Below are 12,486 nucleotides of genomic sequence, written 5' to 3'. Positions count from 1 at the left end.
CCCATGCGTGAGGAGTGTCATATTCTGACCCTGCGTCGCGTGTCAGGGACACGTAATAGGCGATGTTTCCTGGGGAGTTGGGGACCGTGATCCTCTCCGTCTCACCCAACGTGACCATGAAACGGGCTGGTGGATCTTCGGGGCGCGCGGGCGGAGGAACCGTTTGCTTGTCGGGCCGTGTCCTCGCCGCTTACGTTCACCGCAGATCCGGACGGAACGCCGAATCCTGCCGCCGACCGGACCTCCCACACCCATGACCCGTGCCCGGCAGGAGCGGGGGACCCACCGGCATCAACGCCCGTCACGGTCTCCGCGACAGGCTTGGGGTGCAGCCGCGCAAGCGGCCGGGCAACTCCAGCCCGAACCCGACAGCTCACCTCGCAGGCGCCGGAGAGGAACAGCGCCATGCCCGCCTCGGGTAAGCACAGACGTCCCAAGCCCCACCGACTCGGCCGCTCCATCGCCGTCGCCGGAACCGGCGGGGCCGCCCTCGCCCTGCCGCTCATCGGCGCCACCGGCGCCCACGCGGCCCCCGGCCATCCGGCCGCCGCCCGGCCCGCCACGGCGCCCGCGCCCTCCGCCCCTTCCGCCGCGCCCTCCGCCCCCACCGTGTCCGCCGAGCGGCAGACCCCCGACCACCGGCCGCAGGGCACGCGCACCTACACCGTCCGGTCCGGCGACTGGCTGGCGAAGATCGCCGAAGAGCACGCCGTGGACGGCGGCTGGCAGCGCATCTACGACGACAACCGCCAGGCCGTGGGCGGCGACCCCTCGCTGATCCACCCCGGCCTCAAGCTCGCCCTCGACGGCCGCTCCGCCCCCGCGCCCGCCCGGCCCGCCACTCCGCCGCGCCCCTCGCGCCCCTCGCGCCCCGCGCCCGAACGCCCCTCCGCCGCGCCGAAGTCCGCGCCCACCGCGCCGAGTACGGCCACCGGGTACGCGCTGCCCGTCGTCGGCGCGACCATCGGCACCGGCTATCACGTGCCGGGCGGCATGTGGTCCAGCGGCTATCACACCGGCATCGACTTCGTCGTCCCCACCGGTACGACCGTGCGCTCCGTCGCCGCCGGAACCGTCGTCTCCGCCGGGTGGGGCGGCGCGTACGGCAATCAGGTCGTCGTCCGGCTGCACGACGGGCGGTACGCGCAGTACGCGCACCTGTCCCAGTTGTCCGTCGTGGTGGGGGAGTCGGTGACCGAGGGGGAGCGGCTCGGGCTGTCCGGCGCGACCGGCAATGTCACCGGCCCGCATCTGCACTTCGAGATCCGCACCGCGGCCGGGTACGGCTCCGACATGGACCCGGTCACGTATCTGCGGGCGCACGGGGTCGGTCTCTAGGAACCGTCAACCATTGACGCCGGACCCCGGTCACCGGGGTCCGGCCTTTATGCCGCTCAATGCCGCTCAACGCGACTCATGTCATGAGCGGCATGAGTCGATGGATCAACAGTGGATCAACGCGGGTCGGCGGATCAACATGTTGACCGGTGGGTGTATTCCGGAGTTGACAGAATATTTAAGGGTGTCTCATGTCACCGTTCGTCAACCCTTTCCTACGGTCGCGTAGGTCACACCGCGAGGTGAATCATGGCGCGACGTGGCAGACGATTCGAAGAGTGACAGCAGAGCGATGATCGGGTCGTACGTGGCGGTGGGGGACAGCTTCACCGAGGGCGTCGGTGACCCCGGCCCCGACGGGGCGTTCGTGGGCTGGGCGGACCGCCTCGCGGTCCTGCTCGCGGACCTCCGCCCCGAGGGCGACTTCACCTACAGCAACCTCGCCGTGCGCGGGAAGCTGCTCGACCAGATCATGGCCGACCAGCTCGACCAGGCCGTCGCACTCGCCCCCGACCTGGTCTCCTTCTGCGCCGGTGGCAACGACATCATCCGGCCCGGCACCGATCCGGACGAGGTGGCCGAGCGGTTCGAGCGGGCCGTGGCCCGGCTCTCCGCCGTCGCGGGCACCGTCCTGGTCACCACCGGCTTCGACACCCGTGGTGTTCCCGTCCTCAAGCACCTGCGCGGCAAGATCGCCACGTACAACGGGCATGTGCGCGCCGTGGCCGACCGGTACGGCTGCCCCGTGCTCGACCTGTGGTCGCTGCGGTCCATACAGGACCGCAGGGCCTGGGACGGTGACCGGCTCCACCTCTCGCCCGAGGGCCACACCCGTGTCGGCCTGCGCGCCGCCCAGGTGCTCGGCCTCCCCGTACCCGCCGACCCCGAGCAGCCCTGGCCGATGCTCCCGCCGCGCGGCACCCTGGAGGTCCGCCGCGACGATGTGCAGTGGGCCCGCGAGTACCTGGTGCCGTGGATCGGCCGCCGCCTGCGCGGTGAGTCCTCCGGCGACACGGTCACCGCGAAGGGCGCGCTGTCCCCCGAGGACATCCGGATGCGTATCGCCTCCGTGGCGTGAGTCCGGTCGAAGTGGCTCGCGGGCGGGCCGGGCCGGGGTCGGTCGGGCCCCGACCCGGCCCGCGCGGGGCGGAGTGACTGCGGGGTGGCCGCGCGGCCCTCAGCGGTACCACCCGAAGCGTTCCCCGATCACCGGCAGGCGGTCCGCCGCCACCGCGTGGGCGGCCGCGCGCGGGGTGGTGGCGTCCCGGTCCGCGCGGTCCAGGACCAGGCCGACCAGGGCCCGCATCGCCCGGCGGATGTGTGCGAACGCCTCCTCCGGGGCCGGGCCGATGTCCCCGAACAGCGTCCACCACCACCAGGCGTTGGTGGCGGAGTTGACCACCACGTCCGGGAGCACCGTCACCCCGCGCGCCGTCAGCGCGGCCTCCGCCTCCGGCAGTACGGGCATGTTGGCGGCCTCCACCACCCAGCGGGCGGTGATCAGACCGGCCTCCGCCGCGCCGACCGCGTACGACACCGCGGCCGGGACCAGTACCTCCGCGTCCGCCGACAGCCAGGCGTCGCCCGGCAGTTCACGGTCGTCGGGCCGCAGCGCCGCGCGGTCCACCGTGCCGAACGCGTCCCGCGCCGCGAGCAGCGCCTCCACGTCCAGGCCGTCCGGGTGGGCGATGGTGCCCTTCACATCGGCCACCGCGACCACCGACAGACCCGCCCGCGCCAGGAACCGCGCCGTCGCCCCGCCCATCGTGCCGAAGCCCTGAAGCGCAACCCGCGTGCCCCGGTGCGGTACCGCCGCCCGGTCCAGCGCCGTCAGAACCGACTCCGCCACCCCGCAGCCGCCCGCCAGTTCGTCCAGGCCGATGCCGTCCACCTCGGCGGCGAACGCGTCCGCGAGCCGTCGCCGGGCCGCCGACTCGTCGTCCAGCAGCGGATACACCGCCTGCACCGACGACACGAGCCCCGCCTCGGCCGCCGCCCGGTCCACCAGATCCTGGGTCAGCCCCAGGTCCTCACCGGTGGTCCAGCAGCTCTCGACGTACGGCCGCATCGCGCGCAGGTAGCGGACCAGCAGTCCGTACGCCTCCGGGTCGCGCGGGTCGCAGTCGATGCCGCCCTTGGCGCCGCCGAGCGGGACGTACCGGGCCGCCGGGTCGTAGTGCAGTGCCTCCTTCATCGTCATCCCGCGCGCCAGTCCGGCCACTTCCTCCAGCGTGCAGCCCGGCCGCATCCGCAGTCCGCCGCTGGACACGCCCCGTACCAGCCGGTCCACGACGAGGAAGCCCCGGCGGCCGGTGACGTGGTCGGTCCAGACGAGCGAGATGAGCGGGGTGGTCATGAGGGCTCCGGGTACGGGGAGACGGTGAAAGGGCCTGGTGGCGAGCGCGGGGCCGGGCGGGCGGCCGGGGCGCGGGCCAGTATCGGAAGCCGTCGCGGAGGCTGTCAACGCGCTCGGCGCGCCCCCGCCGGGGAATACCCCGCCCCACCGAACGGTTGCGCGGGGCGACCATAATGGAGGACTCACCGATGTCATCTGGAGGTACCGTGACCGGTCTGCGTTCCCAGCGTTTCGGGCTCGGCTCGCTGCGACCCGAAGCCTTCGGCGCGGAACCGCGCGGTGAGCGACTCGCCCGTATCCGGCGCTCGCCCCATTTCAAGGACGGTGTCTTCCAGAACCCCGGAGGCAGGGGCGGCAGCCGCCCGGACGCCTCCTCGCTGGAACTCGCCAAGGCATTCTTCGACAAGGACACCCGCCCGCTGCGCTCCCCGAGCGGCACGGTCCCGGTGTACCCCACCACCCTCGCCGACATCGCCCGGCCGCCCGCCACCGGACTCCGGGTGACCTGGCTCGGCCACTCCAGCGTGCTCGCCGAGATTGACGGCCACCGGGTGCTGTTCGACCCGGTCTGGGGCGAGCGCTGCTCCCCGTTCTCCTTCGCGGGACCCAAGCGGCTGCACCCGGTGCCCGTCCCGCTGACCGCGCTCGGCCCGGTGGACGTGGTCGTCATCTCCCACGACCACTACGACCACCTGGACATGCCCACCATCAAGGCGCTGGCCGGGACCGAGACCGTGTTCGCGGTGCCGCTGGGCGTGGGCGCGCACCTGGAACACTGGGGCGTGTCCGCCGACCGGCTGCGCGAACTCGACTGGCAGGAGGCCACCAAGGTCGGCGGCCTCACGCTGACCGCCACCCCGGCCCGCCACTTCTGCGGGCGCGGCCTGCGCAACGCCCAGCAGACCCTGTGGGCCTCCTGGACCGTCGCGGGCGACCGGCACCGGATCTACCACAGCGGCGACACCGGCTACTTCGAGGGCTTCAAGGGCATCGGCGCCGAGCACGGCCCGTTCGACGCCACCATGATCCAGATCGGCGCGTACGGCGAGCTGTGGCCCGACATCCACATGACCCCCGAGGAGGGTGTCCGCGCCCACCTGGACCTCCAGGGCGGCGCCCCGCACGGGGTGCTGCTCCCGATCCACTGGGGCACCTTCAACCTGGCCATGCACGCCTGGGCCGAGCCCGGCGAGTGGACCGCCGACGCCGCCGAGGACGCCGGGCAGACCGTCGCGCTGCCCCGGCCCGGCCAGCCCTTCGAGCCCGGCGGGGAGATCCCGGCCGAGCGGTGGTGGCGTGTGGCCGCGGACCCGGTGACGGCTCCGTGGCGCCGGAAGCCGGGAGCGGCGTCCGGGACGGGGACGGCCGCGGGTGCCGCTCCGGCGGCGCAGGCGGAGCTGGATCTCGCGTCGGACGGCTGAGTCCGGAGACGGCTGGGTACGGAGACGCCGGAGCCCGGAGACGCTGGAGTCCGGTGTCGGCGGGGCCGGTGTCGGCCGGGCGGTCTCGGCTGGGGTCCGGTGTCGGCCGGGTCCGGCACCGAGCCGCCGGGTTCGCTGAGTTTGCTGGGTTTGCTCCGATGGCCGGTACGCACACTCGTGCGTACCGGCCATCGTCATGTCCGATCACCGTTCCTGACCGAATCCGACCGTTCGAAGCCCGCTTCCGCTCGGCGTTGCGGCGCGGTTATCGGTCTGTCGTACGACGGCTCATACCAGAGCGGGACCCTGGGCGGGGGAGTTTGTGAACTGCGCACCGGACGCCGTGCGCAGCCGACTACTGTCAGTGTCCGCCAGGCGTCGCGGGGGCTCATTTCCGCTGCCCACGCCCGTCCGGCACCGCGAGGACCCAGGCCCGACGGACCAGTACGAGGAAGCAGATGTCCCACCTCCGTGCACCGGCCGCCCGTGCCGACCGCCGCGAGGGCGGTCGGCACGGGCGGCCGGTGACCCGCCCCGCTCCCGCACTGCCCGAGGCGCTGATACGGCCCCAGCTCATGCGGCTCGCCGTGCTCCCGCCGCTCGCCGTCGCGCTCAGCGGCAGCGCGGCCGTGCTGTTCAGCGTCCGGTCGGCGGGCGCCCGTACCGGACCCGTGCTGTGGGCGGTGCTCGCCGGGGCCGTCGCGGTCGCCGTCGCGGGCATCCTGATCGCCGCCGTCGCCGCCGACCGGGCCGCCCGCGCCGTCAGCGACCGGATCGACGCGCTCCGCCGCACCGCCGCGCGCGGCGAGGCCGACCTGCACGCGCTGGTCGAGGCGCTGCGCCGGGGCGAGGCACCCCCGCAGCGCGGCTCGCGCGGCAAACCGCCCGCCGACGCCGACGAGTTCGAACTCCTCGCCGCCGACCTCGCACGCGCCCACGACCGCGCCGTCGCCGCCGTCGTCCAGGCCGCGCAGCTCTCCAGCCAGGCGGGCAGCGAACAGAAACTGGAGGTCTTCGTCAACCTCGCGCGGCGCCTTCAGTCCCTGGTGCACCGTGAGATCTCGATCCTGGACGACCTGGAGAACGAGATCGAGGACCCCGATCTCCTCAAGGGCCTCTTCCACGTCGATCACCTGGCCACCCGCATCCGGCGGCACGCCGAGAACCTCGCCGTGCTCGGCGGCGCCGTCTCCCGGCGGCAGTGGAGCAACCCGGTGAGCATGACCGAGGTGCTGCGTTCCGCCATCGCGGAGGTCGAGCAGTATTCGAGGGTCAAGCTCGTCCCGCCGGTGGACGGTGACCTGCGCGGCCACGCCGTCGCGGACGTCATCCACCTGCTGGCCGAACTGGTCGAGAACGCCACGGTGTTCTCCGCGCCGCACACCGAGGTGCTGCTCCGCGCCAACCTCGTCACCTCCGGGCTCGCCGTCGAGGTCGAGGACCGGGGGCTCGGCATGCCGACCGGGGAACAGGAGCGGATGAACGCCCTGCTCGCCGACCCCGACCAGGTCAACGTCGCCAGCCTGCTGGCCGACGGGCGCATCGGCCTCTACGTCGTCTCCCAGCTCGCCCGCCGCCACGGCATCGGCGTCCGCCTCCAGGGCAACATCTACGGCGGTGTCCAGGCCGTACTGGTCATCCCGCAGGCGCTGTTGGGGGCCGCCTCGCAGGGGGCGACGGGGGATCTCGGGATGCCGGACGCACCGGCCGCGGTGCCCCCGCTGCCGGACGGTCCGCTCCAAGGCGTGCCGGAGGCCGGGGCGCCGGGCGGTGTGGTGTCCGGCGGTGCCGTGCCCGGAGGTGTGGTGCCCGGGGGTGTGGTGCCTGGGGGCGTGGTGCCCGCACATGTGGACCGCGCCCGTACCGGGCCGGTTCCTGTGGTGCCGGACCACATGGGTGACGCACACACAGCACCTGCCGCTCCTACGGGGTCAGCCGCGCCCGCCGTGCCCACGGCACCCGTCGCCCCCGCCCTCCCCCCGACCCCGCCGCTCATCACGTCGTACGACGCCACAGCCACGGGAGCCGCCGGGGGCGGCCGTAGACGCCGCGTACCGTCGGAGCCCGAGCGGGACGGGGCACCCCCGCCGCTGCCCGTACGGGGCTCGCGCCAGCGGGGCAACCCGGCCGAGGCCGTACCCGGTATCGCACCGGAACACCGGCCGGTGGTGGAGTCGCACACGGGCGCCGTGCCCACTCCCCGTGCCGCCGAGGTGGTGCGCGGCACCATGAGCCGGCCCCAACTCCCGCGCCGACGCGCCCAGGAGCACATCGTGCCCCAGTTGCGGGGCGGCCCGGCACCGCGCCAGGAGAACGACTCCCCGGTGGGCCACGACCCGCAGCTGATGGCCGCGTTCCAGCGCGGTGTCGGACTGGCGGAGGCCCAGCAGAGCCTGGAGTTCGAGGAGGCGGCCGAGCGGGTGGACACCGGTTCCGTCCCCACCACGGCCCACCAGTCCTTCACCGACACCGGCTCGCTGCGGCTCGACGCCCTCGACCGCTACGAACTGGGCGCCCACCACACGGGCTCCCCGCACATGAGCTCCCCGCACACGGGCTCCCCGCACATGGGGCTTTCCGACCTGGGCCCGGCGGACCTGGCCCCACCCGACCACGGCACCCCGACAGGCTGACCGGAGCCCCGGCCGCCCACCGACGGCGTACCCCCACGCCCCACCCGTACCAGCCCCCACCCCACCTCCGCCCACCCCCGGCCTTTCCCACCCCAAGGAGTCGATCCACCATGCCGAGCGATGCGCAGACCCCCCACGCATCCGATCTCGACTGGCTGCTGAGCGGCCTCGTCCAGCGTGTGCCGCACACCTCCAGCGCGGTCCTGCTGTCCTGCGACGGACTCGTCAAGTCCGTGCACGGACTCGACGCCGACAGCGCCGACCACATGGCGGCCCTCGCCTCCGGCCTGTACTCCCTCGGCCGCAGCGCGGGCATCCGCTTCGGCGATGGCGGCGACGTACGCCAGGTCGTGGTCGAACTGGACTCGACGCTGCTGTTCGTCACCACGGCCGGTTCCGGCACCTGTCTCGCCGTACTGGCGAGCCGCGAGGCCGACGCCGCCGTGCTCGGCTACGAGATGGCGATGCTGGTCAAGAGCGTCCGCCCCTACCTCGTGACCGCCCCCAGGCTGCACGCCGGTGAGCCCACCGCGACGAGGCACTGAGCGTGGCCGCAGCCGGCGACGGACCCTGGCTCGACGACGCGGCCGGACGGCTGGTGCGGCCCTTCACGGTCAGCAACGGCCGCACCGAGCCCAGCAACGCCCTCGACCTGATGTCGCAGGTGATGACCACCGGGGTCACCCCCCTCGGCTACCTCGGCCCCGAGCACGCCCAGGCGCTCGACCTGTGCCGGGCCCCCGTCCCGGTCGCCGAGGTGGCCGCGCACCTGAAACTGCCCGCCGTGGTCACCAAGGTGCTGCTGTCGGACCTCCTCGACTGCGGGGCGCTCACCACCAAGCCCCCCGAGTACCACCACAACCCCACCGACCGGTCCCTGCTGGAGGCAGTGCTCGATGGACTACGACGACAGCTCTGACCCGTTCCCGACCGCCCTGAAGATCCTCGTGGCGGGCGGGTTCGGGGTCGGCAAGACGACCTTCGTGGGAGCGGTCAGCGAGATCGCCCCGCTCAGCACCGAGGAACTCCTCACCACGGTCAGCGCGGCCACCGACAGCCTCGACGGCATCGAGAACAAGGTCGAGACGACCGTCGCGATGGACTTCGGGCGCATCACCCTCGACCCGGAACACGTCCTCTACCTCTTCGGCACCCCCGGCCAGGAACGCTTCTGGTTCATGTGGGACGAGCTGTCCGAGGGGGCGCTCGGCGCGGTCGTCCTCGCCGACACCCGGCGCCTGGAGGAGTGCTTCGCCGCCGTGGACTTCTTCGAAGAGCGCGGGCTCGGCTTCATCGTCGCCGTCAACGAGTTCGACGGCGGCCACCGCTACGAGCCCGACGAGGTGCGCGCCGCCCTCGATCTCGACCCCGCGATCCCGGTCGTGCGCTGCGACGCCCGCATCTCCAGCTCCGGGGTGCAGACCCTGCTGGTCCTCGTACGGCATCTCATCGCCCACGCGCCCACGCCCGCGCCGAGCCACGGCGCCCACATGTGATCCCACCACACCGTTCAGGGAGCCGACCCATGTGCCACGCACACAGTGCAGCCGCCGCAGGAGCCCGGCCATGAGCTACGAACCGTCCCGCCCGGCGCGCGGCCTGCTGCTCACCCCGGAGGACCCGGACGCTCCCGCCCGGCTGGCCCGGCTGCGTCTGCTCGGTGTGGGGGAGCGGCCCGAGCCCGGACTCGACGCCTTCGCCGACCACCTCGCCCGGTTCACCGGCGCGCCGTACGCGATGGTCAACTTCCTCGGTGCCGACCGGCAGTTCTTCGCGGGCCTGCGCCTCCCGCCCGCCGATCCCGCCGACCCCGACGCCGGAGCCCCGCGCCACCGCCCGCCCGGCCGCGTGCTGCCCCGCGCCCACGGCTTCTGCCCCCATGTGGCCGTCCGCCGCAAGGCCCTGGTACTGGACGACGTGCGCGACTACCCACGGTTCGCCGGAAACCCCGTGGTGGACGACCACGGGCTGCGCGCCTACCTCGGCGCCCCGCTGATCGACAGCACCGGTATGGCGCTCGGCACCGTGTGCGCCTTCGACACCGCGCCCCGCACCTGGGGCCGCTCCGGACTCGACGCGGTCAAGGCGCTCGCCGCCCAGGTCGTCGCCCGCGTCGAACGCGCCGCCGACGACGGCCTCCCCATCTGATCCCGAGCGCCGCCCGCCCCACCGCCCCGCCCCGGCCCCCGGCCCCGCTTCCGCTGGCCCGCCGGTGTGACGGCCGCGCCGCCACGCCGGTGCGCTGCCCGCCCCCGGCGGGGCGTGAAGGAAAGCTGAGGCGCCGGTTAAGAAAACATCGATGGACCCGGAGCCCCGCGTACGGCAGATTGCGGGGTGAATCCACCCCCCTGCCCCGGTGCGGGCCGCGACAGCGCGCCTCTGTGCCGGGACCGCACTCTCACAGGAGCCGTAGCGTTGAAGGCGCTGGTCAAGGACAAGGCGGAACCGGGACTCCGGCTCGCGGACGTGCCCGAGCCGGTCATCGGTCACGGTGACGTGCTCATCAAGGTGATGCGCACCGGCATCTGCGGCACCGACCTGCACATCCGCAACTGGGACGGGTGGGCGCAGCAGACCATCAGAACGCCCCTGGTGCTCGGGCACGAGTTCGTCGGACAGGTCGTGGAGACCGGCCGTGACGTGGCCGACATCCGCGTCGGGGACCGGGTCAGCGGCGAGGGCCACCTCGTCTGCGGCAAGTGCCGCAACTGCCTGGCCGGGCGCCGTCACCTGTGCCGCGCCACCGTCGGTCTCGGTGTCGGCCGGGACGGCGCGTTCGCGGAGTACGTCGCGCTGCCCGCGTCCAACGTGTGGGTGCACCGCGTCCCCGTGGACCTCGACGTGGCCGCGATCTTCGACCCGTTCGGCAACGCCGTGCACACCGCGCTGTCGTTCCCGCTGGTCGGGGAGGACGTGCTGATCACCGGCGCCGGACCGATCGGCCTGATGGCCGCCGCCGTCGCCCGGCACGCGGGCGCCCGCAACGTCGTCGTCACCGACGTCAGCGAGGAGCGCCTGGAGCTGGCCCGCAAGATCGGCGCGAGCCTCGCCCTGAACGTCTCCCGCACCACCATCGCGGACGGCCAGCGCGAGCTGGGCCTGCGCGAGGGCTTCGACATCGGCCTGGAGATGTCCGGCCGCGCCGAGGCGCTGCGCGAGATGATCGCCAACATGACCCACGGCGGCCGGATCGCCATGCTCGGCCTGCCCGCCGAGGAGTTCCCGGTGGACTGGGCGCGGATCGTCACCTCGATGATCACCCTCAAGGGCATCTACGGACGCGAGATGTTCGAGACGTGGTACGCCATGTCGGTGCTGCTGGAGGGCGGTCTCGACCTCTCGCCCGTGATCACCGGCCGCTACGACCACCGCGACTTCGAGGCCGCCTTCGCGGACGCGGCGAGCGGCACCGGCGGCAAGATCATCCTCGACTGGACCGCGTGACGCGCGGCGGCGGCGCCCCCTCCCGGCCGCGCCGCCGCCCGCCCGGCCCGCACCACCGCCCCGCACCGTTGGAGTAACAGCATGTTCGATTCCGTCCGCGACGACCTGCGCGCCACCCTGGACGAGATCCGCGCCGCCGGTCTGCACAAGCCCGAGCGCGTCATCGGCACCCCGCAGTCCGCGACCGTCGCCGTCACCTCCGGCGGCCGTCCCGGCGAGGTCCTGAACTTCTGCGCCAACAACTACCTCGGCCTGGCCGACCACCCCGAGGTCGTCGCCGCCGCCCACGCCGCCCTGGACCGCTGGGGCTACGGCATGGCCTCCGTCCGCTTCATCTGCGGCACCCAGGAGGTCCACAAGGAGCTGGAGGCGCGGCTGTCGGCGTTCCTCGGCCAGGAGGACACGATCCTCTACTCCTCCTGCTTCGACGCCAACGGCGGTGTCTTCGAGACCCTGCTCGGCGAGCAGGACGCGGTGATCTCCGACGCCCTCAACCACGCCTCCATCATCGACGGCATCCGCCTCTCCAAGGCCCGCCGTCTGCGCTACGCCAACCGCGACCTCGCGGAGCTGGAGACCCGGCTCAAGGAGTCCCAGGACGCCCGCCGCCGCCTCATCGTCACCGACGGCGTGTTCTCGATGGACGGCTACGTCGCCCCGCTCGCCGAGATCTGCGACCTGGCCGACCGCTACGACGCGATGGTCATGGTGGACGACTCGCACGCCGTCGGCTTCGTCGGCCCGTCCGGCCGGGGCACGCCCGAGCTGCACGGCGTCATGGATCGCGTGGACATCATCACCGGCACCCTCGGCAAGGCCCTCGGCGGCGCCTCCGGCGGCTACGTCGCCGCCCGCGCCGAGATCGTCGCCCTGCTCCGCCAGCGCTCGCGGCCGTACCTCTTCTCCAACACCCTCGCCCCGGTCATCGCCGCCGCCTCCCTCAAGGTCCTCGACCTGCTGGAGTCCGCCGACGACCTGCGGGTCCGGCTGCGCGAGAACACCGCGCTGTTCCGGCGCCGGATGACGGAGGAGGGCTTCGACATCCTCCCCGGCGACCACGCCATCGCGCCCGTCATGATCGGCGACGCCTCCAGGGCGGGCCGCATGGCCGAACTCCTGCTGGAGCGCGGTGTGTACGTGATCGGCTTCTCCTACCCGGTCGTCCCGCAGGACCGGGCCCGCATCCGCGTCCAGCTCTCCGCCGCGCACTCCACCGAGGACGTGAACCGGGCCGTGGACGCGTTCGTCGCGGCCCGCGCGGAACTGGACGGCTGAGCACCGGCCACCGCGAGCG

Annotated in this window: 11 protein-coding genes and 1 riboswitch; of the genes, 10 read left to right on the top strand and 1 reads right to left on the bottom strand. The window is 73.3% G+C overall.

Translation table 11 applies throughout. From position 1 onward, the window contains the following. Nucleotides 1-245 precede the first annotated feature (245 nt). A riboswitch (cyclic di-AMP (ydaO/yuaA leader) is annotated at nucleotides 246-400 on the top strand. Nucleotides 401-405: 5 nt separating this feature from the next. Next, nucleotides 406-1,338 carry a M23 family metallopeptidase gene (locus KUM39_RS13120; protein WP_217785760.1) on the top strand — a complete coding sequence of 311 codons (933 nt, stop codon included), beginning with the start codon at nucleotides 406-408 and terminating at the stop codon, nucleotides 1,336-1,338. A 292-nt stretch (nucleotides 1,339-1,630) separates the two neighbouring features. After that, complete coding sequence (locus KUM39_RS13115) at nucleotides 1,631-2,416, top strand: SGNH/GDSL hydrolase family protein (RefSeq protein ID WP_217785830.1); 786 nt, start codon at nucleotides 1,631-1,633, stop codon at nucleotides 2,414-2,416. Between the two features lie 99 nt (nucleotides 2,417-2,515). Here the strand turns inward: KUM39_RS13115 and KUM39_RS13110 are convergent, their stop codons facing one another. Further along, on the bottom strand, nucleotides 2,516-3,694 hold the full coding sequence (locus KUM39_RS13110) for a Glu/Leu/Phe/Val dehydrogenase dimerization domain-containing protein (protein WP_217785759.1): 1,179 nt from the start codon (nucleotides 3,692-3,694) through the stop codon (nucleotides 2,516-2,518). 206 nt (nucleotides 3,695-3,900) lie between these two features. Here KUM39_RS13110 and KUM39_RS13105 point away from each other — a divergent pair, with 206 nt between their 5' ends. The 8 genes from KUM39_RS13105 (at nucleotide 3,901) to KUM39_RS13070 (ending at nucleotide 12,467) form a co-directional block, all read left to right on the top strand. Next, nucleotides 3,901-5,115: an MBL fold metallo-hydrolase gene (locus tag KUM39_RS13105; protein ID WP_217785758.1), complete on the top strand. Its 1,215-nt coding sequence runs from the start codon at nucleotides 3,901-3,903 to the stop codon at nucleotides 5,113-5,115. 458 nt (nucleotides 5,116-5,573) lie between these two features. Then, nucleotides 5,574-7,748 (top strand): sensor histidine kinase, encoded by a 2,175-nt coding sequence (locus KUM39_RS13100; protein ID WP_246620059.1) that lies wholly within the window; start codon nucleotides 5,574-5,576, stop codon nucleotides 7,746-7,748. Between the two features lie 110 nt (nucleotides 7,749-7,858). Further along, nucleotides 7,859-8,293: a roadblock/LC7 domain-containing protein gene (locus KUM39_RS13095; protein WP_217785757.1), complete on the top strand. Its 435-nt coding sequence runs from the start codon at nucleotides 7,859-7,861 to the stop codon at nucleotides 8,291-8,293. Between the two features lie 2 nt (nucleotides 8,294-8,295). Continuing rightward, complete coding sequence (locus KUM39_RS13090; RefSeq protein ID WP_217785756.1) at nucleotides 8,296-8,667, top strand: DUF742 domain-containing protein; 372 nt, start codon at nucleotides 8,296-8,298, stop codon at nucleotides 8,665-8,667. Beyond that, nucleotides 8,645-9,244: a GTP-binding protein gene (locus tag KUM39_RS13085; RefSeq protein ID WP_217785755.1), complete on the top strand. Its 600-nt coding sequence runs from the start codon at nucleotides 8,645-8,647 to the stop codon at nucleotides 9,242-9,244. The genes KUM39_RS13090 and KUM39_RS13085 overlap by 23 nt, the downstream gene beginning before the upstream one ends. A gap of 70 nt (nucleotides 9,245-9,314) precedes the next feature. Then, nucleotides 9,315-9,896, top strand: a complete 582-nt coding sequence (locus tag KUM39_RS13080; RefSeq protein WP_217785754.1) for a GAF domain-containing protein — start codon at nucleotides 9,315-9,317, stop codon at nucleotides 9,894-9,896. Nucleotides 9,897-10,163: 267 nt separating this feature from the next. Further along, nucleotides 10,164-11,192: an L-threonine 3-dehydrogenase gene (gene tdh, locus KUM39_RS13075; protein WP_217785753.1), complete on the top strand. Its 1,029-nt coding sequence runs from the start codon at nucleotides 10,164-10,166 to the stop codon at nucleotides 11,190-11,192. 81 nt (nucleotides 11,193-11,273) lie between these two features. Beyond that, a complete protein-coding gene (locus KUM39_RS13070; protein WP_217785752.1) occupies nucleotides 11,274-12,467 on the top strand; it encodes a glycine C-acetyltransferase in 1,194 nt (397 codons plus the stop codon). Nucleotides 12,468-12,486 lie beyond the last annotated feature (19 nt).

It is taken from the genome of Streptomyces corallincola (assembly GCF_019104725.1).
Classification (GTDB): Bacteria; Actinomycetota; Actinomycetes; order Streptomycetales; family Streptomycetaceae; genus Streptomyces; species Streptomyces corallincola.
Note: the sequence above shows the minus strand (reverse complement) of the source record. Positions and strands in the feature narration are given on the sequence as shown.